Source organism: Mesorhizobium sp. M1143, from assembly GCF_040318435.1.
GTDB lineage: Bacteria > Pseudomonadota > Alphaproteobacteria > Rhizobiales > Rhizobiaceae > Mesorhizobium.
Genome location: NZ_JAMYMJ010000044.1, coordinates 23,017 through 43,849, shown reverse-complemented (window position 1 = coordinate 43,849; position 20,833 = coordinate 23,017). Strand labels below are relative to the sequence as shown.

Sequence of the window (20,833 nt, the reverse complement as noted above, 5' to 3'; positions counted from 1 at the left end):
CTAGGGTCTCCGCGATGGAGCTTCGCTCCTGCTTCGCCCTAGAATGACGAAGTGCGGAAGGGCTCCGGCTAATCGCGAACGTTTGCGACGGGCGCGCAAACGCTCGAGGGTCCGCTCAGGTATTAACCCCCAGCTCCACCAGCCGCTCAACACATGACTCCTCAGCCTGGTCGAGCTCCGCCAGCGTCTCCTCGAGATCGCGCCGCTTCTGGCGCAAATCCTCGCGCTTTTCCTCGATGCGCTTGATCATCAGCTTGAGTTGACCGACCTCGCCGGGCGGTTCCTTGTACATCTGGATGATTTCGCGGATCTCGTTGATCGAGAAGCCGAGCCGTTTCCCGCGCATGATCTGACGGATCAGATGCCGGTCCGACGGACGAAACAGCCTTGTGCGGCCCCGCCGGACCGGTTGCACCAGCCCCTCGTCCTCATAGAAGCGCAGCGTCCGCGTCGACACGTCGAATTCGCGGGTCAGTTCGGTGATCGAATAATATTCCCGCATCTTTGCTCCAAATGTCGGAACATCGGAAAACGCCCAGTCGCCCGGGATTTCCAACGCATTCCGATCAACCCCGTTCCAAGCCGGACTCGGCATGAAACCCCGCGCAAGCCTCGCACCACATTTACGTAAAAGTCAATTGAACCCGCAACGCCTCTTTCTCAAGGGATAGCGAACCACCAGGTGGCCAGCCCCAGGAAGGCAAAGAAGCCAACGACGTCGGTGACCGTAGTGACGAAAACCGCCGACGCCACCGCCGGGTCGATCTTGAACCGGTCGAGCAATAGCGGGATCAGGATACCGGCAAGGGCTGCCACGAACATATTGATGATCATCGCCGCCGCTATGATGCCGCCCAGATTGGGATCGCGGAACCAGACGGCCGCGACGATGCCGATCAGCACGGCGAAGATGATGCCGTTGATGGAACCCACGCCCATTTCGCGGCGGATGATGCGGCCGGCATTGTAGATGTCGAGATCCCTGGTCGCCAGCGCGCGTACCGTGACGGTCATGGTCTGCGAACCGGCATTGCCGCCCATGCCGGCCACGATCGGCATCAGCACGGCCAGTGCCACAATGTGCTCGATGGTGCGGTCGAACAGGCCGATCACCGATGCCGCCAGGAACGCCGTCAACAGGTTGACCAGCAGCCAGGGCACGCGCGAGCGCGAGGTCGAAAGAATGCTGTCGGACAACTCTTCGTCGCCGACGCCGCCCATGCGCAGCAGATCTTCCTCGGCCTCCTGCTGGATGACGTCGACGACGTCGTCGATGGTCAGCACGCCGACCAGCCGCTCGTTCTCGTCGACGACGGCGGCGGACAGAAGATCGTATTGCTCGAAGTCCCGCGCCGCCTCTTCCTGGTCCATGGTGGCCGGAATGGCGTGCCTCGTCTCGTGCATCACGTCTCCGACCTTGGTCGTGCGCTTGGTGCGCAGGATCTGGTCGAGGTCGATGGCGCCGAGCAACTTGAAGCTTGGATCGATGACGAAGATCTGGCTGAAGCGCTCGGGCAGGTTCTTGTCTTCGCGCATGTAGTCGATGGTCTGGCCTATGGTCCAGAACGGCGGCACGGCGACAAACTCGGTCTGCATGCGGCGACCGGCGGTCTCTTCCGGGTAGTCGAGCGAGCGGCGCAGCCTGATCCGCTCGGTGAACGGCAGCTGCGACAGGATCTCGTCCTGGTCTTCCTTTTCAAGGTCTTCGAGAATGTAGACCGCGTCGTCGGAATCGAGGTCCTGCATGCCCTGGGCAATTTGCTCATTGGGCATATTGTCGACGATATCGCGGCGGATCGCCTCGTCGACCTCGGTCAGCGACGAGAAGTCGAAGTCGGCGCCGAGCAGTTCGACAAGGGCGCGACGCTGTTCGGGGTGCAGTGCCTCGAGCAGATCGCCAAGTTCCGACTGGTGCAGGTCGTCGACTTCGCGCTTCAGCGTCAGCGTATCGCGATCGGCGATCGCCGCCCCGATCTGGGCGAGGAATGATGACAGGACGGCGCCGTCCTCGCCATAGATGTCGGCGTTGGCATCGTCAGCGGCTTTGGCGCCGGTCTTCTGGTCGTCCTGGCGTTCCACCAGCGGCTCCCGCCATGGGAATTTCGGAAAAGGTGCCTGTCAGGTCTAGCGCGCAACGCACGGGAATATCAAACGAAATGCGCCCCGCCCTGCATATGGGGAGAGAGCGATTTCATCAGGATATGACGCCGCCCAGGATTCAGGCGGCGCGACAGCACATGTCGCTGGGGAAAGAGCACCCGAGCACGGTTGGGGCAGAATTGTCATGATGCAGGTCCTGCCATCTGCCGGACCCGCCCAGGCCAGGAACCAGAACAGCCGGAAGCCCTTGAAGATCAGGTCACAGACGCAGAAGGCAATCGAGGAACGGCGCGTGCGCGTGGTCGTCGCCGAACGCAATCCGCTCGTCATATCGGCGCTGCGCGACATGCTGGACTGCGACGGGCGCTTCGATCTCAGGGCCTGCGTGCAAAGCGGCAGGCATTTTCTGGAATTGGCAGCCGAAGCGGAATTCGACGTCGCCGTTATCGGCTGGAAGCTCTCCGACATGGACGGCGCCGATGTGCTGGCCGAGGTTCACAGCCGCAAGCTGGGCGTGCGCATCGCGGTGTTTTCCAACGACCACGACATCGGCATCCTGAAGCAGTGCGTGCGGCTCGGCGCCCAGGGCTACTGCTTCCAGTTCGACGATCCGGCGATCATCTTCGAGACCATCCTGGCCGTCGCGCATGGCCGCATCTGCATCCCCTACATCGACATCAACAAGGTCAACGACACACCCTTGTCGCTGCTCACCGTGCGCGAGCGCGAGCTGCTGGCGGTGCTGTCCGACGGCTGGACCAATCTGCAGATCGCGACGCGCACCGGGATTTCGGAGAACACGGTGAAATACCACCTCAAGAATCTCTACGACAAGCTCGACGTCCGCAACCGGGCGATGGCCGTCGCGCTCTATGCGCGCGAGCGGCGTACCCAGAACCTGCCGTTCGGGTAGGAAAGCGATGAGCCGCGGGTAGGTCACCCGGGTGGGCAACCCCCACCCGCGCGCGGCAAGATGTTACCCCTTGAGGTGTTGTTGCCATTAGCCGTCGAGACGAAACTCCCCTCACCGCTTTGCTGGATCAGGAGGAGTTCGCGACATGGCCGGTTTCACCCATCTTTTCATTCCCGGACCGACCAACATCCCCGAACAGGTCCGGCAGGCGATGAACCTGCCGATGGAGGACATGCGTGCAGCATCCTTCCCCGATCTCACGCTACCGCTGTTCGAAGACATCAAGACGGTGTTCAAGAACGAGACCGGCCGCGTCTTCATCTATCCCTCCTCCGGCACCGGCGCCTGGGAAGCGGCGATGACCAATGTGCTCAGCCCCGGTGACCGCGTGCTGATGTCGCGCTTCGGCCAGTTCTCGCATCTGTGGGTCGACATGGCCGAACGGCTCGGCTTCGAGGTCGATGTCATCGACTGCGAATGGGGAACCGGCGTGCCGCTCGAGCTCTATGCCGAGCGGCTCAGGGCCGACAAGGCGCACCGCATCAAGGCAGTCTTCTGCACCCAAAACGAGACCGCGACCGGCGTGACCAGCGACGTCGCCGGCTGCCGCGCCGCGCTCGATGACGCCAACCACCCTGCTTTGCTCTTCGTCGACGGCGTCTCATCGATCGGCTCGATCGACTTTCGCCAGGAGGAATGGGGCGTCGATTGCGCGGTCAGCGGCTCGCAGAAGGGTTTCATGCTGCCCGCCGGCCTCGGTTTCCTCTCCGTCAGCAAGAAGGCGCTGGTCGCCTCGCGGAGCGCCACCCACCGCCGCTGTTTCTTCTCCTTCGAAGATATGATCCGCGCCAACGATGCCGGCTACTTCCCCTATACGCCGGCTACGCAGCTGCTGCGCGGCCTGCGCGCCTCGCTCGACCTGATCGCCGAGGAAGGGCTGGAAAACATCTTCGCCCGCCACCATCGCCTCGCCGAAGGCGTACGCAAGGCGGTCGACGCCTGGGGCCTGAAGCTCTGCGCCAAGACGCCTAAATGGCACTCCGACACCGTCAGCGCCATCCTGGTGCCGGACGGCGTCGACAGCGGCGATGTGGTCAAGCGCGCCTACCAGAAATACCAGACCTCGCTCGGCGGCGGCCTCAACAAGGTGATCGGCAAGGTCTTCCGCATCGGCCATCTCGGCTGGCTGAACGAGGTGATGGTGCTGGCCTCGCTCTCGGCCGCCGAAATGGCGCTGCTCGACTGCGGCGTACGGCTGGCGCCGGGCTCGGGCGTCGGCGCCGCCATCCAGCATTTCCGCGCCTCGGCCGCCGTGCCGGTCGCCGAAGCCGCCTGAGGAGCCGACAATGAGCCACACCATCAACCACCTGAAGAAACTCCGCCTGCAGCGCAGCGAGCTGGCGGTTCCCGGCTCCAGCCCGGAAATGATCGACAAGGCGGCGAACAGCGCCGCCGACTTCATCTTCCTCGACATCGAGGACGCCGTTGCCCCACCCGACAAGGAACGCGCCCGCAAGAACATCATCCAGGCGCTCAACGACATCGACTGGCGCGCCAAGGGCAAGACCGTCTCGGTGCGCATCAACGGCCTCGACACGCACTACATGTACCGCGACGTGGTTGACGTCATGGAGCAGGCCGGTGACCGGCTGGACACCATTTTGGTGCCGAAGGTCGGCGTGCCGGCCGACCTCTACATGGTCGAGGCCATGGTCAACCAGATCGAGATGGCAAAGGGTTTCAGGACCCGCGTCGGCCTCGAAGCGCTGATCGAGACCGCGCTCGGCATGGCCAATGTCGAGGCGATTGCCGCGACACCCGGCCGGCTGGAAGCAATGCATTTCGGCGTCGCCGACTATGCGGCAAGCTGCAAGGCGCGCACGGTCAACATTGGCGGCCTCAACCCCGACTATCCCGGCGATCAGTGGCATTTCGCCCTGTCGCGGATGACCGTCGCCTGCCGCGCCTATGGCTTGCGCGCCATTGACGGACCGTTCGGCGACTTCTCCGATCCGGAGGGCTACATCGCCGGCGCCAGGCGCGCCGCCGCTCTTGGCATCGAAGGCAAATGGGCAATCCATCCCTCGCAGATCGCGCTCGCCAACGACGTCTTCTCGCCACCGGAAAAAGAGGTGACGCGCGCCAGGCGCATCCTCGAAGTGCTGAAGGAGGCGGAGGCGCAGGGCAAGGGAGCAGCCGCACTCGACGGCAAGATGATCGACGCCGCGTCGGAGCGCATGGCGCGCAATGTTTTGGTGGTCAACGAGGCAATCGAACGCGCCGGTTAATTCACTAGCGAGCCGCGCGTCGCCACGCATTGACCGTTCAGGGAGGACAAAATGGACATCCACGAATATCAGGCCAAGGAACTGCTGGCACGCCACGGCGTGCATGTGCCGCGCGGCGGGCTGGCCTACAGCCCCGAGCAGGCAACCTACAGGGCGCGCGAGATCGGCGGCAGCAAATGGGTGCTGAAGGCGCAGGTGCATTCCGGCGCCCGCGGCAAGGCCGGCGGCATCAAGCTATGCGCCAATGACGAGGAAATCTCCGACGCCGCCGAAGCCATGCTCGGCCGCAAGCTGGTGACACAGCAGACCGGCCCGCGCGGCAAGCTGATTTCGCGCCTCTATCTCGAGGAAGCCGTCGACATAGCGCAGGAGCTCTATGTCGGCTTCGTCCTCGACCGCAAGGAAGAGCGCGTCATGATCGTGGCTTCGGCTGCCGGCGGCATGGAGATCGAGGACATCGTCGAAAAGGCGCCGAACTCCATCCTGCGCACATCGGTCGATCCCGGCGTCGGCATGCAGCGTTTCCAGGCGCGCGAGATCGCCTTCGGGCTCGGCCTCGACCACAATCTGATCGGCAAGGCGACCGAGACCATCTTCAGCTGCTACCGGGTGTTCCGCGACTACGACGCCTCGATGCTGGAGATCAATCCGCTGGTGGTGACCCGCGACGGCAATCTGATCGCGCTCGACGCCAAAATGTCGTTCGACGAGAACGCGCTGTTCCGACGGCCGGAAATCTCCGAGCTGCGCGACAAGAGCCAGGAAGATCCGCGCGAAACCTTCGCCAGCGACCGTGGCCTCTCCTATGTCGGCCTCGACGGCAATATCGGCTGCATCATCAATGGCGCCGGCCTCGCCATGGCGACCATGGACATGATCAAGATCGCCGGCGGCGAACCGGCCAACTTCCTCGATATCGGTGGCGGCGCCTCGCCCGAGCGGGTGGCGAAATCCTTCCGCGCCGTGCTCGGCGACAAGAATGTCGAGACCATCCTGGTCAACATCTTCGCCGGCATCAACCGCTGCGACTGGGTCGCCGAAGGCATCATCAAGGCGATACGCGAGGTCGGCGTCAACGTGCCGCTGGTGGTCCGTCTCTCCGGCACCAAGGCCGAGGAAGGCCGCCGCATCCTGGCCGATTCCGGCGAGGCGGTAATCGTTGCCGACACGCTGGCCGAAGCCGCCGAAAAAGCCGTCGCCGCCTGGCGCGCGGCCACCAAGAAAAAAGCAGCCTGAGGGAGGTCGAGAAAATGGCAATCCTGCTCAACCGCAGCACCCGCGTCATCGTCCAGGGGTTCACCGGCAAGATCGGCAGCTTCCATGCCGAGGACATGAAGCGCTACGGCACCAAGCTGGTCGGCGGCGTTACGCCCGGCAAAGGCGGCCAGAAGCATCTTGGCCTGCCCGTCTTCAACACGGTCAAGGGCGCGGTGCGCGAGACCCGCGCGGAGGCCAGCATCGTCTTCGTGCCGCCGCCTTTTGCCGCCGATTCGATCATGGAAGCGGCCGACGCCGGCATAAAACTCTGCGTCTGCATCACCGACGGCATCCCGTCGCAGGACATGATGCAGGTCAAGCGCTACATGCTGCGCTACCGCTACGAGGACCGCATGCGGCTGATCGGGCCGAACTGCGCCGGCGTCATCACGCCCGGACAGGCGCTGATGGGCATCATGCCCGGCAGCATCTATCTGCCTGGCCGCGTCGGCATTGTCGGCCGCTCGGGAACCCTGGGCTACGAGGCGGCGTCGCAGATGAAGTCGCTCGGCATCGGCGTCTCGACCAGCGTCGGCATTGGCGGCGACCCGATCAACGGCTCGTCCTTCAAGGACATGCTGAAACTGTTCGAACAGGATGACGACACCGACGCGGTGGTGATGATCGGCGAGATCGGCGGACCGCAGGAAGCCGAAGCGGCCATCTGGGCGCGCGACAACATGAGGAAGCCGCTGATCGCCTACATCGCCGGCCTCTCCGCCCCCAAAGGCCGCCGCATGGGCCACGCCGGCGCCATCATCTCGGCCTTCGGCGAGTCGGCGCAGGAAAAGGTCGAAATCCTGAAGGAGGCCGGTGTGATCATCGTGCCGACGCCGTCCTCGTTTGGTGAGGTGGTCGCCGATACGCTGTCACGTATGAAGAAGGCCGCCTGAACAGCGGCCTTCGCGTTCGACCGCGCCTCATGCCGCCTTGTCGGCTGCCGGCTTCGCGACCTTGGTGCGGGTGGCGCTGCGGCGGCCGTCGACGCTGACCGGAATGTCGCCGTCGACCGTGGCGCGACGGACCACCCGGTGCTGGTCGCCGTAATCGTTGACGGCGTAGTGCTGCGTCGCGCGGTTATCCCAGATCGCCACATCGCCGGCCTTCCAGCGCCAGCGCACGGTGTTCTCCGGCGCCGTGACATAGGACTGGAACACCTCGTAGAGCTTCGCCGAATCGCTTTTGGAAAGACCGATCAGCCGTTGCACGAAATTGCCGAGCAGCAGCGAGCGCTCGCCTGTTTCGGGATGGACGCGGACAACGGGATGCTCGGTCTCGTAGATCGTCGAGGTGAAGATTTCCTCGAAGTGCTTCTTTTCCGCAGCACTCGCACGCGGCCGCACCGCGGCGTAATCGTAGGCGTTGCTGTGCACCGCCCAGAGATTGTCGGCCAGCAGCTTCAACGGCTCGGGCAGGTCCTGATAGGCGGCCGCGGTGTTCGACCAGATGGTGTCGCCGCCGGCCGGCGGTATGACGACGCCGCGAAGAACGGAGAATTTCGGATAGGCGTCGACGAAGGTGACATCGGTATGCCATTGGTCGGCGCGACCGCCGCCACGGCTGGAATCGAGTTCGAGAATGGACGCCGTTCCCTTGACGGGACCTTGCGTCGGATGCGGGACGAGGTCGCCGAGACGCTGGGCAAAGCGCTCCTGCCCGGCATCGTCGAGATGCGCCTGGTCGCGGAAGAACACCACCTTGTGCCGCAACAGGATCTGGTTGATCGCCGCGACCGTGTGCTGCGGCAGGTCGCCGGAGAGCCGAATGTTCCTGATCTCTGCGCCGACGCGTCCGGTAAGCGGGACAATATCGGCATCCGGGATGATCTGCTCTACGGGGGTAAGTCTGGTCATGGGAACCTCTTCCTCTAAAGCCGCGGGGCTGCTGGCAATGCTCCGCCGTCTGCCGGCCGCACAGCGATCGGCGGAGCAACTCCCTCATCGGGAGCCGACTTGCTTGGTAACGAGAGCACTGATCTCAACTCAGGAGGCGAAGGCCGCCAAGGCCGGCGAGCAGTACCGAGATCCCATTCAAAGCGTAATTCTACAAATTCCATAGACATTTCTTTTCAAAGTTCGGCGGCCCTGAGAAAAATGCCTTCTGTCCAATTCGCTCGTGAGCAGCAGGCGGTGGAGCCCTGCGCGACGCGGCCCGCACCAGTAGTGACGCTGTCGTATCCCTTCGATATTGGAGATGGCGGGTGAATTGCATGCCTGATATTGATGGCTTCCACGCATCACGCAGGCGCCGAGATGACAGACTCCGATAAGGCTGACGCTGTCGAGCAATTGCTCGATACGCCTGACCTCGCCACCGCGCTGGAAAGCGACCAGTTCAAGAAATTTCTCGACCAGATGCCGATCGCGATCGCCGTCTCGGAATTGATCGCGAAGGAGCGTGTCGTCTACGCCAATCCCGAATTCGAGAAGCTCTCGGACCTCAAGGCGCCGAAGCTTGCGCGGGAAAACTGGGCGGCCCTTTCCGGCAGGGGGCTTCATCGGCAGAAGGACAGGCCGCTCGCCGAGGCTGTTGTTGAAGACACCGATTTCGTCGGCACATTTCGTCTTGAGCGCGGCGAGGACAAGCCGGCAATCGTCGACGTTTATTCCAACGTGATCGAGGACGACAACGGCAAGCTCTGCTTCCGGCTGGTGGCGCTTGTCGATGTCACGGCACACGGTGAGACCGAGGACGCGCGACCCGCGGAAGAGCTAATCCGGGAGAAGGACACCCTGTTGCGCGAACTGCAGCACCGGGTGAAAAACAATCTGCAGATGATCACCGCTTTGATCCGGATGGAAACCCGCAACGCCACCGAACCGGACCAGAAGCGTTTCGAAAGGCTTGCCGGCCGGGTAGACGCATTGGCAATCCTTTACCAGACCTTGTCGGCTGACCAGCAGAAGGATGAGGTGGATCTTGGTGTGTATCTTAGCCAGATCGCGTCCGCCGTCATGGCGTCGCACGCAGTCGAAGGTATCCGCCTCGACCTTAAGGTGGATACCTATCCGGTATCCATCAACGTTGCCATGCCGACAGGCCTGGTCGTCAATGAGTTGCTGACCAACGCTCTCAAACATGCATTCGTCGGGCGCGAGGGCGGCACGATCACGCTGCACAGCGTCGTCAGCGGCGATGGTTGCCGGGTGACTGTCGCCGATGATGGGATCGGTCTGCCGACGGGTGAGACCTGGCCCAAGCCCGGCAAGCTCGGCTCCCTGATCGCGCGGTCGCTGACCGAAAATGCCAAGGCGCAATTCGACGTCAAGTCGAGTGCCGGCGAGGGAACCAGGGTCACCATCGTCTTCAAGCGATCGGCGGCGACGGACTGAGGCTATGCAACGACGCGCCGGCAAATCCCGGCCGGACAGGTGCTTCGGGCGCTCGCGGGTGTGGCCTTAAGTCGCAAACGATTTGGCTTCAGAAGCGGGGCGCCGGGCTTCTTTGACGGTGCGATCAGCACCATATGTGGTCCACAGCCTCCAAAACGAGAGAAGCTCGCTCCGACGGGTCGCATCGCGGTCGTCAGCCGGCAAGGGCTATGAACCAGGAACTGAAAACCATCATGCGTGAAAATATCCGACCAGCGTCGAGAGACGTCCCCCTCATTCAGCTAGGCCTCAACCAGTGCCGCTTCCCGGTGAGCGAAGACCGCTCGGTACCCGGAGGTTACCGGTTTTGTGCCGGGCCGACGTCGCCGGATCGCGTCTACTGCGATCACCACCACACCGTCGTGACGGCCGTTGACCCTCGTCGAGCCCGTCCGGGTCTCCATTTCCCGCAACGACGCGCCGCTTAGGTCACCCACATCCCCTGCCCCGCCACCGTCAAAGCCGGGGACTCGGTGCAGGAGGCTGGCCGGTGCGAGCCAAATGGCGTTCGCGTGCGGCTCTGCGACCTCTTGTTGCAACTCTGCTGCGGCCGGTTCAAGCGCCAAAGGCGATGATTTGGCGTCGACGGCCTGAGAAGCCGCAATGATTTCAATGGCCGAAAAATTATGGTGCGGTCGAGAAGACTCGAACTTCCACGGGTTGCCCCACAGCGACCTCAACGCTGCGCGTCTACCAATTCCGCCACGACCGCCCGTGGTAGGAGCCGGAACGAACCGGCTCGCGGCGTGTAGCAAATCGTTTCCGGCGAAACAAGGGCGCGGCGCGCAATAATCGCCGCAAATTGGCATATCGGCCTCTACAGCGCCGCGCGTCCTGTGGGACGCGCAAAGGACGCTGCAGCACTTTGATTTGGCGCATGATCCTTTCCGAAGATCGTTCCTATCTTCGGGGTCGTGCGCGAAGGCCGAAATGCGTGGCGAACTGGACGTTTCAGCCGGATACCGCCATATGAAGGGCAAATGCATTTGGCCCCAGAGCGCAAGCCGGTTTCGCCAAGCCGGCGTGCGTCACGCGAAAAACGAAAAAGCCATGACCGAACGCAGCCAGATCGCCACGTCGTTCCTGCCCTTGCCGGGTTCGGCGCCGGTCGAATGGCGCATCGAGCCCGGCCTGACCGGCTACACCGATGCGCTGGCCCTGATGGAAGCGCGCGCCGAGGCGATCCGCACGGGTGCGGCCGCCGAGATGGTCTGGCTGGTCGAGCATCCGCCGCTTTACACCGCCGGCACCAGCGCCCGCATCGAGGACTTGATCGACCCCGACCGTTTCCCGGTCTTTGCCGCGGGGCGAGGCGGCGAATACACCTATCACGGGCCGGGGCAGCGGGTTGCCTATGTCATGCTTGACCTGAAGCGCCGGCGCGAGGATGTGCGCGCCTTCGTCGCCGCGCTCGAGCAGTGGATCATCGGCACGCTTGCCGCCTTCAATGTGCGCGGCGAACGCCGCGAGGACCGCGTCGGAGTCTGGGTGGTGCGGCCCGAGCGCCCGTCCCTGCCCGACGGCTCGCCGGCTGAAGACAAGATCGCGGCCATCGGCATCCGGCTGCGGCGCTGGGTGAGCTTTCATGGCATTGCCGTCAATGTCGAGCCGGATCTCAGCCATTTCAGCGGCATCGTGCCATGCGGCGTGCCGGATCACGGCGTCACCAGCCTCGTCGACCTCGGCCTGCCCGTGACCATGGGCGATTTCGACCTGGCGCTGAAATCCGCCTTCGAGGATGTTTTCGGGGCAGCGGAGTCAACTTCTGCAGAACCGGCTCGCAAGGCCGGCTGAGTCTCGCCTCGACCAACGCTCAAAGCAACCGCGCCGAGGCCCACAACAGCCCGAAACCGTGAATGGCGAAGACGGCCAGCAGCGCGCCGGCCATGGCGAAACGGTCGAAGATGCGGATCGGCTTCAATTCGTGGCGCGGTTTTACCCCGCTACCCACTGTCATCAGGCTGAGGATGGCAAAGACGGCGCCCGCCACCAGCAGAAAGCTTTGGGAAAAGCCGGCCAGCCAGCCAAGCCATAGCAAGGCCGAGAGCAGGGAAAACGAGGCGAGCGCCAGGGCGACCGGCCCCGGGCAGATCTGGCGCAGCACCTGACCGCCGTCGAATTTCCACACCGGCACCAGATTGGCGATGTTGAACAGCGCGGCAAAGCCGGCAAGCGTCGCCAGAAGGGCCGCGGCGAGCCGATGTCCCTCGCCGGATGCGAGCCCGCTGGCGACGATCAGCAGCGGTACCAGGAACGCGGAAAAACCAGCGCCCATCAGCGCCACGAAGGCGACCTCGAAGCGGCTGTCATAAGGCCGGCCGCCAATGGCGATGCCGCCGAGCAGCGGGATAAAGATCATCCGCGCCTTGCGATGACCGGTTAGCCGAAAGGCCGCCATGTGGCCGAGCTCATGCAGGGCAACCACCGAGGTCAGGATCGCGGCCAGCGCCAGGCCGCCGAGATTGAGCCCGAAGAACGGCCAAAGGATGAAAGCCGACAGAACGGCGAAACCGACCTGGCTCAGCGGATGCTCGAACCAGCCGCCCTTGCGATACTGTCCGGTCCTCGCCCAGATCTCCAGCTTGCCGAGCTCGCGGCGCATGGCGAAGTAGCGGAACACCAGGAAGGTGACGCCGCGATAGCGATCGGTCTGGCTGAGCGTCACCCGCGTGCCGGCACCTTCCGAGGTGAGTTCAGTGGTCTCGTAAAAATCCTTCCAGAACGACGCGTCGAGCGCGGTATCCTCGATGACCCGCATCGAAAAACGACTGCCTTCGACGACGTCCTCGAAGCGCGACCCGCGCTCGATCGGCTGGCCGTCGCGGCCTTCCCAGGACAGCAGGATGCGGGTCGTGCCCTGCCCGTCCAGCGGCTGGGCCGAGAGTATCTCGCCGGACCAGCCGGCATCGCTGCCGAGCGGCCACAGCGCCTGCCAGAGGCGCTGCCGGTCCATTGCGACCACGCGGCTGAGCCTCACCGTGCGCAAACCGAGCGGCGCGGTCATCAAAAGGAAAATCAATCCGAGATTACCGGCCACGAGAAGGGACGTCACGATCGGCGACACCTGAGGTTTTGCTCCCTGTATTTGGCAGGGCACCCTAGCGGCACGGCGGCAAGAAAGGCTTAACGGCACAACGCCCTCCTGCCCGCCTAAACGGCGAACAGCAGTTGCATCACATGGCGCCGATCCAGACGGCCATGGAAACCAGAAACGCACTCATGCACACCAACGAAACGACGTCCTGAACAAGATCGCTCATAACTCTCTCCTGTTGTTGCTATGTTCGTATTTTGTTCTAACTTTGTTCGAAAGTCAATGAGCGGAAAGCGGCATGCCGACAAATCCTGACAGCCGGTTTGGGCAGGGTTAAGGAAAGGTTGACGGGGTGACGGCAGTGCTGACGGAGGGCGCATCGCATGCCTTTGCGATCGGCCGACACGCACCAGTTGGGGCCTACAACGGAACGACCTTGCCGTCCGCCAGCGTCACCCGGCGGTCCATGCGCGAGGCGAGCTCGTGATTGTGGGTGGCGATCAGCGCGGCAAGTCCGGACTGCTTGACCAGCGCGCCAAGCGCCTCGAAGACATAGGACGCGGTGACCGGGTCGAGATTGCCGGTCGGCTCGTCGGCCAAAAGCAGCAAGGGCGCATTTGCGACCGCGCGAGCAATGGCGACGCGCTGCTGTTCGCCGCCGGACAGCTCCGACGGCCGGTGCGACGCGCGCTTGCCAATCTGCATATAGTCGAGCAGCTGTGCTGCGCGCTCCGACGCCTCCTTGCGCGAAAGCCCTTTGATCAGCTGCGGCATCATGATGTTTTCCAGTGCCGAAAACTCCGGCAGCAGATGATGGAACTGATAGACGAAGCCGACATCGTTGCGGCGGATTGCCGTGCGTTCGTCGTCGGAGAGCCGTCCGCAGGCGCGGCCGGCCAGAATGACGTCACCGGCGTCGGGGCGCTCGAGCAGGCCCGCCGTGTGCAGCAGCGTCGACTTGCCGGTGCCCGACGGCGCCACCAGCGCCACCATCTCGCCGCGCTTCAGCGAAAAGTCGGCGCCGTTCAAAATGGTGAGCTTGCGCGGCCCCTGGACATAGTGCCGCTCGACGCTCTTCAGCTCGATAATGATCTCGGACTTCATTCGTATCTCAAGGCCTCGACCGGATCGAGCCGTGCGGCGCGCCATGCCGGAAACACGGTTGCAAGGAAGGACAGGCCGAGCGCCATCAGGATGACGTAGGTGGTCTCGCGTGGGTCCATCTTTGCCGGCAGTTGGCTGAGGAAATAGAGTTCCGGATTGAACAGCACCTTGCCGGTCATCCAGGAGAAGAACTGGCGGATCGATTCGATGTTGGTGCAGATGAGCACCCCGAGCAGCACGCCGGCGAGCGTGCCGGTTACGCCGATCGCAGCGCCCGTCATCAGGAAGATGCGCAGGATGGCGCCGCGCGAGGCGCCCATTGTGCGCAGGATGGCGATATCGTGGCCCTTGTCCTTCACCAGCATGATCAGGCCGGAGATGATGTTGAGCGCCGCCACCAGCACGATCAGCGTCAGGATCATGAACATGACGTTGCGCTCGACCTGCAGTGCTGAAAAGAACGTCTCGTTGCGCTGGCGCCAGTCGACCATGTCGATCGGCCGTTGCGCCGCCGCATCGACCAGCGGTTTCAGCGCGTCGACATTATCGGGATTGTCGACATAGATCTCGATCGTCTGCGCCCTGCCGTCCATGTTGAAATAGAGCTGCGCTTCGGAAAACGGCATGTAGACGATGGAGCTGTCATATTCCGACATGCCGACCTCGAAGATCGCCGCCACCTTGTAGCCCTTCAGCCGCGGCGTCGTGCCCATCGGCGTGACGTCGCCATCCGGCGATATCAGCGTGATGGTGTCGCCAAGCACAAGGCCGAGATTTTCCGCCATACGCTTGCCGATGGCGACGCCCTCGCCGGAGTCGAAACCGTCAAGCGTGCCTTGTTTGACGTTTTTGGCGACGATGGCGATCTTGCCGAGATCCTCGGCGCGTATGCCGCGCACCAGCGCGCCCATGCCGCCGCCGACATTGCCTTGCGCCAGCACCTGGCCGTCGATCAGCGGGATCGCGTATTTGACGCCGGCCACGCCGTTGATGCGGGCTGCGACCTGCGCATAGTCCTCAAGCGGCGAATCCAGCGGCTGCACGATCAGATGGCCGTTGACGCCGAGGATGCGGGTCAGAAGTTCGGCTCGAAACCCGTTCATGACAGCCATGACGACGATCAGCGTGGCGACGCCTAGCATGATGCCGAGGAAGGAGATCGAGGCGATGACCGAGATCACCGTCTCCTTGCGGCGCGACCGCAAATAACGCCAGGCGACCATGCGTTCGAACATGGAGAACGGGCCGGCGACCGGAGATTTGGCGACCGGAGACTTGCCAACCGGAGACTGGGCTACCGAAGACTTCGCTGCCGCGGCTTCGCTCATGCGGTTGCACCGAAGCGTTTCCTGGCCTCCGCGACCGGCAGCGTCTCGCGCTCGCCGGTCCGGCGGTTCTTGATCTCGATCTCGCCGGCGGCCACGCCGCGCGGCCCGACGATCACCTGCCAGGGCAGGCCGATCAGGTCTGCGGTGGCGAACTTGCCGCCCGGCCGCTGGTCGGTGTCGTCGTAAAGCACATCCTTGCCGGCGCTGGTGAAGGCGGCGTAGAGCTCGCCGCAGACGCGGTCGCACTCGGCGTCGCCGGCCTTCATGTTGATCAGGCCGATGTCGAACGGCGTCACCGCTTCCGGCCAGATGATGCCGTTATCGTCATGGCTGGCCTCGATGATCGCTGCCACCAGCCGCGACGGACCGATACCGTAGGAGCCGCCGGAAACGAAATGATCCTTGCCGTCGGGCCCGGTCACCTTGGCGCCCATGGGCTTGGAATATTTGTCGCCGAAATGAAAGATGTGGCCGACCTCGATGCCGCGTGCCGAGACCCGGTCGGCTTCGCCAAGCTTGTCCCAGGCCGCCTCGTCATGCATCTCGTCGGTGGCGGCGTAAGGCGTCGTCCACGTTTTGACGATGTCGGCGATCTCGCCGTCATTGCCGAAGTCGGTTTTCTCGCCGGGCACCTGGAGCGACAGATATTCGCGGTCGCAATAGACCTGGCTCTCGCCGGTGTCGGCCAGGATGATGAATTCATGGCTGAGATCGCCGCCGATCGGCCCGGTGTCGGCCCGCATCGGAATGGCCTGCAGCCCCATGCGCGTGAACGTCCTGAGATAGGATACGAACATGCGGTTATAGGCGGCCTTCGCGCCCTCGAAATCGAGGTCGAAGGAATAGGCATCCTTCATCAGGAATTCGCGCGAGCGCATGACGCCGAAGCGCGGCCGCACCTCGTCGCGGAACTTCCACTGGATGTGGTAGAGGTTTAGCGGCAAGTCCTTGTAGGACTTGACGTAGGCGCGCACGATCTCGGTGACCACTTCCTCATTGGTCGGACCGTAAAGCATGTCGCGGTCCTGCCGGTCCTTGATGCGCAGCATCTCCTTGCCGTAATCGTCATAGCGGCCGCTTTCGCGCCACAGATCGGCCGACTGGATGGTCGGCATCAGGATTTCCAAAGCGCCGGCGCGGTTCTGCTCCTCGCGGATGATGCGGCAGACCTTGTCCAGCACCAGCTTGCCCAGCGGCAGCCAGGAAAAGCTGCCCTGCCCCTGCTGGCGGATCATGCCGGCACGCAGCATCAGCCGGTGCGAGACGATCTCGGCCTCGCGCGGATTTTCTTTCAGGATGGGCAGGAAAAACTGCGACAAACGCATGGACAGGTCCGTGAGAGAGGAGGCTGCGCCGGAATCGGCGCGGCTGGCTTGCTTGCCCCGGCTTCATAGCTATTTCGTGACGGAATGGAAACCCGACCGGCCGCATCGGCCGGAAATCGCAAAAATCGATTCTTCTTCCAAAGACCTTCGCACCGAAAACGATAATGCTTTTGATACAAAATGATGACCTGACTCCGAAGTGCTCACACACGCTTTGCGCGTCCGGGCGACGCGGCACACCTGACCAGATTAAGGCGGCAGCCCCGGTGTTGTTCGTTTCGCAAGCAAAGCCTGCCGCACTATTGTGCACTGCAGCACAGATTGCCCGATTGCGGGCAAAATTCTGCGTGACAATTTCATCAGGGTTAGGCTAGTGTGCCCCGATAACCGAGAGGGTGGAGAAAAATCTGCTCTCCTACGCGGTCAAAGTCTTGGGAGGATGCGATCTAGGCGCGGTTACCCGCTGCCGCCGGAAACCGGAAAACAGATCGGAACGCGTTTAAATTGCAAGGCCTTGTGCCTTGCATTTTTTTTGCCCGATCATCTGGTTAGATCAACCTGTTCCCAAATCACGTGAGCTTGCGTCAGCCTGATGCCCAGTCGTGATTCTAATGCGGGTCGGCCATGCCTGGCCGCCGATTGTGCATCGCAGGCTGGCGAGACAAAACCTGAGTTTGGCGCTCCGAAAACAGGCACGAACACCCCACCCGATCTGCCGGCGGGAAAGTGGTTAGTTTGCAGGTGCCTGGCTGGCTTCGGGGATGATGTGCGGGACTTCGTCGAGGCTGTAGCCCAGCCCGTGCGTCAGGCTGTAGAAAACCCCCATGACGACAGCCGTGACGATGGTGGTGCGGATCACGGCGCGCAGCATATGCGGTCCGCGCGGCGCGCTCGCAACCGTGCCCAGCGTCACGTCATGGTCGTCATCCTGCGTCTTGACGCTGAACGGCAGCACGATGAACAGCATCAGCCACCAGGTGATGAAGAACAGGGCGGCAAACGAAATCCAGCTCATGCCTGCTCCAGTTCGACCAGCGTGCCGAAGAAATCCTTGGGATGCAGGAACAGCACCGGCTTGCCGTGGGCGCCGGTTTTGGGATTGCCGTCGCCCAGCACGCGGGCGCCGCTCGCTTTGAGGTGATCGCGCGCGACAAGGATGTCGTCGACCTCGTAGCAGACATGATGCATGCCACCCGAGGGGTTCTTGTCCAGAAAGGCCGCGATCGGCGACCGTTCGCCCAGCGGCTCCAGGAGTTCGATCTTGGTGTTGCCGACATCGACGAACACCACGGTAACGCCATGCTCGGGCAGCGCTTGCGGCGCGGTGACCTTCGCGCCAAGCGTATCGCGATAGGCCGCAATCGCCGCGGCCAGGTCCGGCACGGCAAGCGCTACATGGTTCAGGCGTCCGAGCATCGATGCTCCGTGGCTAGTGGGTGAATGGTGAATACCAATCTCGATCAGCGCAGCACGTCGACCCTTCACTATTCACTATTCACTATTCACTATTCACCATCCACTACCTCGTCACAAACACCGTCACCAGCGGCTTCTTGCCCCAGGCCTCGTTGGCGGGGGGGCCCCCCCGCCCGCGCCCCCCCCGCAGCGCCCCCCCCCCACCCGGAGCGGGGGGGGGGGGGGCGCGCGGGGGGGGGCCCCCCCGCTCCCGCCACCTGAGGGGGGGCCTGGCGGGTGGGGCGGGGGAGGGTGGCGCCCGCGCCCACGGCCGCGTCGAGCATCAGATCTTCCATGTTTTCGCCACGGGCATCGGCCTCGGCGACGCCGATGGCGACCAGATCGGGATCGCCGGCGAGCTCATATTTGTCGTCGAGCACGACATTGACCGCGACATGGCCGGCGAAGGATAGCTTGCGCCGGTCGCGTATGCCCATCGCCTGGTCGGTGCCGATCAGCCTGCCGTCCTTGTAGATGCGGCCGAACGGCACCTGGTCGATGATCGTGGCCGGACCCGGCGCCAGCCGCAGCATGTCGCCGTCGCGCACCTGCGCCACCTGGCCGATGCCGGAGGTCGACATCAGCGACCCCTGCGCCACCAGATGCGCGGCTTCGCCATGCACGGGAACGCCGATCTGCGGCCGCACCCACTCATACATCCTGCGCAATTCGCTGCGGCGGGGATGGCCGGAGACATGCACAAGCGCGTCGCCATCCTCGATGATCTTGATGCCGAGGTCGATGAGCCGGTTCTTGATCTCGAGGATCGCCTTCTCGTTGCCGGGAATGGTGCGCGAGGAAAACACCACCGTGTCGCCGGCCGTAAGCGACACCGACTTCATCTCGTCGCGCGAAAGTTTTGCCAGCGCCGCCAGCGACTCGCCCTGGCTGCCGGTGCAGATGATGACCAGGTTCTCGCGCGGGATGAAGCCGAAATCCTCCTCGGCGATGAACTCCGGCAGCCCGTCCATGTAGCCGAGCTCGCCGGCGACATCGATGACCCGCTTCAGCGAGCGGCCGAGCACCAGGCACTGGCGGCCGGCATCGCGCGCCGCCTTGGCGATCGAGACGATGCGCCCGACATTGGAAGAGAAGGTGGTGACGGCGACACGGCCGACAGCGCTCTGGATGACGCCCCTGAGGCCTTCGCCCACCGCCACTTCCGACGGCGATTCGCCTTCGCGCAGCGCATTGGTGGAATCGCAGACCAGCGCCAGCACGCCCTTGTCGCCATAGGCGCGAAACCGCGCCTCGTCGGTTTTCGGACCGATCGTCGGTTCCGGATCGATCTTCCAGTCGCCGGTATGGATGACGGTACCAGCCGGCGAGGTGATCGCCAGCGACATCGGCTCGGGGATGGAGTGCGCCACCGGAATGGCCTCGATCGAGAACGGGCCGACGGTGAATGTCTCGCCTGCCCGGTAGATCGTCACCGGAATTTTCTTCGGCGCGCCCTGCTCGCCCTGGCGCTTGGCGTCCAGCAGGCCGGCGCTGAACGGTGTCATCCACACCGGCGCCTTCAGCTTTGGCCAGATGTCGAGCAGCGCCCCGTAATGGTCTTCATGCGCATGGGTGATGATGATGCCGCGCAGGCCGGCGAGGTTCTCCTCGATGAAGCGCGTATCGGGCAGGATCAGGTCGACGCCCGGGTGCGCTGCGTCGGGAAAGGTCACGCCGACATCGACGACGATCCACTCGCGCGCGCTAGGCGGCCCATAGCCGTAAAGGGCGAAGTTCATGCCGATCTCGCCGACGCCGCCGAGCGGCACGAAGACGAGTTCGGCGTTTTGCGCTTTCGCCATCAAATTTCCCTTCCCGGCCCTTGCGACCAGCCCTAAATCTTTGCCGACGCGACGGCGCCGAAATGCACGTCGCCGGCGGCTACCGTCACGACCGACCCCTCATCATCGCGGATCACGAAACGGCAGTCCGCGTCAATGGTCTCGAAGGTACCGCGAACCACATTCCCGTCAATCCTGACAGCAACCTCGCCGCCAAGCCCCGCCGCGCGCGCCAGCCAGCGACGCCGGATGGCGTCGAGCCCGCGTCCGTCGTCCCACAGCCGGGCATTGTCGGTCCAGGCATCGGACAGCGCCAAGAACAGCGTTTCGGCGTCGCATGTCGCGCCCAGTGCCTGAAGCGATGTCGCCGGATACGGCAAATCCGGCGGATGCGCCACCACATTGACGCCGATGCCCACCGCCACCGCGAAACGGCCGCCATCGAGAATGGCCGATTCCAGCAGGATGCCGGCCAGCTTGGCGCCGGAGGCCAGCACATCGTTCGGCCATTTCAGCTCGAAGCGGTTCTGCCCCTGGCTGGCGCCGTCGAGGCCGATGGCGATCCTGCCCTTCGGCACCACGGCGTCAAGCGCATCGGCCAGCGACAGGCCGGCGACGAAGCCCAGCGTCGCCGCCAGACGCAACTCACCGCCGGTGATGACCAGCAATGTCGCCGCCAGATTGCCCTCGGGCGATACCCAGGCCCTGCCGCGGCGGCCACGGCCGCTTTCCTGCTTCTTGGAAACGACCCACAATTTGCCGGGGTCGCCTGCCCTTGCATGGTCCAGCGCAAGCGTGTTGGTGGAACCCACGCTGTCATGGGCCTCGAGCCGGAACCCTTCCGTCTCAGAGGTCGGAGCCAGCCGAAATGCCATCC

Annotated in this window: 18 protein-coding genes, 1 tRNA gene and 1 pseudogene; 8 read left to right on the top strand and 12 right to left on the bottom strand. The window is 63.7% G+C overall.

The genetic code is table 11. The features are described from left to right. Window positions 1-115: 115 nt before the first annotated feature. Together NKH35_RS24095 and mgtE are read right to left on the bottom strand one after the other, a co-directional pair. Window positions 116-502, bottom strand: a complete 387-nt coding sequence (locus tag NKH35_RS24095) for a MerR family transcriptional regulator (protein ID WP_006203215.1) — start codon at window positions 500-502, stop codon at window positions 116-118. Window positions 503-660: 158 nt separating this feature from the next. After that, on the bottom strand, window positions 661-2,079 hold the full coding sequence (mgtE, locus tag NKH35_RS24090; RefSeq protein ID WP_352723554.1) for a magnesium transporter: 1,419 nt from the start codon (window positions 2,077-2,079) through the stop codon (window positions 661-663). 313 nt (window positions 2,080-2,392) lie between these two features. Here mgtE and NKH35_RS24085 point away from each other — a divergent pair, with 313 nt between their 5' ends. The 5 genes from NKH35_RS24085 to sucD all read left to right on the top strand — a co-directional run bounded on the left by NKH35_RS24085 (window position 2,393) and on the right by sucD (window position 7,451). Continuing rightward, the gene (locus tag NKH35_RS24085; RefSeq protein WP_352723560.1) at window positions 2,393-3,013 is read left to right on the top strand and encodes a LuxR C-terminal-related transcriptional regulator; all 621 of its coding nucleotides are present in this window, start codon (window positions 2,393-2,395) and stop codon (window positions 3,011-3,013) included. Window positions 3,014-3,158: 145 nt separating this feature from the next. After that, window positions 3,159-4,349, top strand: a complete 1,191-nt coding sequence (locus tag NKH35_RS24080) for an aminotransferase class V-fold PLP-dependent enzyme (protein ID WP_023685219.1) — start codon at window positions 3,159-3,161, stop codon at window positions 4,347-4,349. Between the two features lie 10 nt (window positions 4,350-4,359). Beyond that, window positions 4,360-5,301: an HpcH/HpaI aldolase/citrate lyase family protein gene (locus NKH35_RS24075; protein ID WP_352853919.1), complete on the top strand. Its 942-nt coding sequence runs from the start codon at window positions 4,360-4,362 to the stop codon at window positions 5,299-5,301. Between the two features lie 51 nt (window positions 5,302-5,352). Continuing rightward, entirely contained in the window at window positions 5,353-6,537 is a 1,185-nt protein-coding gene (locus NKH35_RS24070) for a malate--CoA ligase subunit beta (protein WP_352723552.1), read from the top strand. 14 nt (window positions 6,538-6,551) lie between these two features. After that, entirely contained in the window at window positions 6,552-7,451 is a 900-nt protein-coding gene (gene sucD / locus NKH35_RS24065) for a succinate--CoA ligase subunit alpha (RefSeq protein ID WP_023670795.1), read from the top strand. Window positions 7,452-7,478: 27 nt separating this feature from the next. Here sucD and NKH35_RS24060 read toward each other — a convergent pair whose 3' ends face one another. Further along, complete coding sequence (locus tag NKH35_RS24060; protein WP_352521995.1) at window positions 7,479-8,411, bottom strand: TauD/TfdA dioxygenase family protein; 933 nt, start codon at window positions 8,409-8,411, stop codon at window positions 7,479-7,481. 399 nt (window positions 8,412-8,810) lie between these two features. Here NKH35_RS24060 and NKH35_RS24055 point away from each other — a divergent pair, with 399 nt between their 5' ends. Together NKH35_RS24055 and NKH35_RS24050 are read left to right on the top strand one after the other, a co-directional pair. Continuing rightward, window positions 8,811-9,890, top strand: a complete 1,080-nt coding sequence (locus NKH35_RS24055; RefSeq protein ID WP_352521996.1) for a sensor histidine kinase — start codon at window positions 8,811-8,813, stop codon at window positions 9,888-9,890. Window positions 9,891-10,024: 134 nt separating this feature from the next. Next, complete coding sequence (locus NKH35_RS24050; RefSeq protein ID WP_081731649.1) at window positions 10,025-10,357, top strand: GcrA family cell cycle regulator; 333 nt, start codon at window positions 10,025-10,027, stop codon at window positions 10,355-10,357. A gap of 199 nt (window positions 10,358-10,556) precedes the next feature. On the opposite strand, the gene NKH35_RS24045 is transcribed toward NKH35_RS24050, so the two are convergent. Then, a tRNA-Leu gene (locus tag NKH35_RS24045) sits at window positions 10,557-10,641 on the bottom strand. Window positions 10,642-10,979: 338 nt separating this feature from the next. Between NKH35_RS24045 and lipB the strand changes: the two genes are divergently transcribed. Then, complete coding sequence (gene lipB, locus NKH35_RS24040; RefSeq protein WP_023670798.1) at window positions 10,980-11,723, top strand: lipoyl(octanoyl) transferase LipB; 744 nt, start codon at window positions 10,980-10,982, stop codon at window positions 11,721-11,723. 19 nt (window positions 11,724-11,742) lie between these two features. Here the strand turns inward: lipB and NKH35_RS24035 are convergent, their stop codons facing one another. The 8 genes and pseudogenes from NKH35_RS24035 to NKH35_RS24000 all read right to left on the bottom strand — a co-directional run bounded on the left by NKH35_RS24035 (window position 11,743) and on the right by NKH35_RS24000 (window position 20,831). Continuing rightward, window positions 11,743-12,993, bottom strand: coding sequence for a site-2 protease family protein (locus NKH35_RS24035; protein ID WP_352723551.1), 1,251 nt, complete (start codon window positions 12,991-12,993; stop codon window positions 11,743-11,745). A gap of 390 nt (window positions 12,994-13,383) precedes the next feature. After that, the gene (locus NKH35_RS24030; RefSeq protein ID WP_023685211.1) at window positions 13,384-14,067 is read right to left on the bottom strand and encodes an ABC transporter ATP-binding protein; all 684 of its coding nucleotides are present in this window, start codon (window positions 14,065-14,067) and stop codon (window positions 13,384-13,386) included. Then, complete coding sequence (locus NKH35_RS24025) at window positions 14,064-15,395, bottom strand: lipoprotein-releasing ABC transporter permease subunit (RefSeq protein ID WP_023731225.1); 1,332 nt, start codon at window positions 15,393-15,395, stop codon at window positions 14,064-14,066. The genes NKH35_RS24030 and NKH35_RS24025 overlap by 4 nt, the downstream gene beginning before the upstream one ends. Further along, complete coding sequence (proS, locus tag NKH35_RS24020) at window positions 15,392-16,720, bottom strand: proline--tRNA ligase (protein ID WP_023670802.1); 1,329 nt, start codon at window positions 16,718-16,720, stop codon at window positions 15,392-15,394. The genes NKH35_RS24025 and proS overlap by 4 nt, the downstream gene beginning before the upstream one ends. Before the next feature lie 730 nt (window positions 16,721-17,450). Beyond that, entirely contained in the window at window positions 17,451-17,735 is a 285-nt protein-coding gene (locus NKH35_RS24015; protein ID WP_023823104.1) for a DUF1467 family protein, read from the bottom strand. Further along, window positions 17,732-18,136 carry a methylmalonyl-CoA epimerase gene (mce, locus tag NKH35_RS24010; protein WP_023805491.1) on the bottom strand — a complete coding sequence of 135 codons (405 nt, stop codon included), beginning with the start codon at window positions 18,134-18,136 and terminating at the stop codon, window positions 17,732-17,734. The genes NKH35_RS24015 and mce overlap by 4 nt, the downstream gene beginning before the upstream one ends. 103 nt (window positions 18,137-18,239) lie before the next feature. Next, a pseudogene (locus NKH35_RS24005) lies at window positions 18,240-19,977 on the bottom strand (ribonuclease J). A gap of 32 nt (window positions 19,978-20,009) precedes the next feature. After that, window positions 20,010-20,831 (bottom strand): biotin--[acetyl-CoA-carboxylase] ligase, encoded by an 822-nt coding sequence (locus NKH35_RS24000; protein ID WP_023670806.1) that lies wholly within the window; start codon window positions 20,829-20,831, stop codon window positions 20,010-20,012. Window positions 20,832-20,833: the final 2 nt, after the last annotated feature.

Coding starts and splice junctions, on each gene's coding strand:
- NKH35_RS24095 (WP_006203215.1), bottom strand. CDS start 502: ATGCGGGAATATTATTCGATCACCGAACTGACCCGCGAATTCGACGTG.
- lipB (WP_023670798.1), top strand. CDS start 10,980: ATGACCGAACGCAGCCAGATCGCCACGTCGTTCCTGCCCTTGCCGGGT.
- NKH35_RS24030 (WP_023685211.1), bottom strand. CDS start 14,067: ATGAAGTCCGAGATCATTATCGAGCTGAAGAGCGTCGAGCGGCACTAT.
- NKH35_RS24070 (WP_352723552.1), top strand. CDS start 5,353: ATGGACATCCACGAATATCAGGCCAAGGAACTGCTGGCACGCCACGGC.
- NKH35_RS24055 (WP_352521996.1), top strand. CDS start 8,811: ATGACAGACTCCGATAAGGCTGACGCTGTCGAGCAATTGCTCGATACG.
- mce (WP_023805491.1), bottom strand. CDS start 18,136: ATGCTCGGACGCCTGAACCATGTAGCGCTTGCCGTGCCGGACCTGGCC.
- NKH35_RS24075 (WP_352853919.1), top strand. CDS start 4,360: ATGAGCCACACCATCAACCACCTGAAGAAACTCCGCCTGCAGCGCAGC.
- proS (WP_023670802.1), bottom strand. CDS start 16,720: ATGCGTTTGTCGCAGTTTTTCCTGCCCATCCTGAAAGAAAATCCGCGC.
- NKH35_RS24060 (WP_352521995.1), bottom strand. CDS start 8,411: ATGACCAGACTTACCCCCGTAGAGCAGATCATCCCGGATGCCGATATT.
- NKH35_RS24080 (WP_023685219.1), top strand. CDS start 3,159: ATGGCCGGTTTCACCCATCTTTTCATTCCCGGACCGACCAACATCCCC.
- NKH35_RS24025 (WP_023731225.1), bottom strand. CDS start 15,395: ATGAGCGAAGCCGCGGCAGCGAAGTCTTCGGTAGCCCAGTCTCCGGTT.
- NKH35_RS24015 (WP_023823104.1), bottom strand. CDS start 17,735: ATGAGCTGGATTTCGTTTGCCGCCCTGTTCTTCATCACCTGGTGGCTG.
- sucD (WP_023670795.1), top strand. CDS start 6,552: ATGGCAATCCTGCTCAACCGCAGCACCCGCGTCATCGTCCAGGGGTTC.
- NKH35_RS24050 (WP_081731649.1), top strand. CDS start 10,025: ATGTGGTCCACAGCCTCCAAAACGAGAGAAGCTCGCTCCGACGGGTCG.
- NKH35_RS24000 (WP_023670806.1), bottom strand. CDS start 20,831: ATGGCATTTCGGCTGGCTCCGACCTCTGAGACGGAAGGGTTCCGGCTC.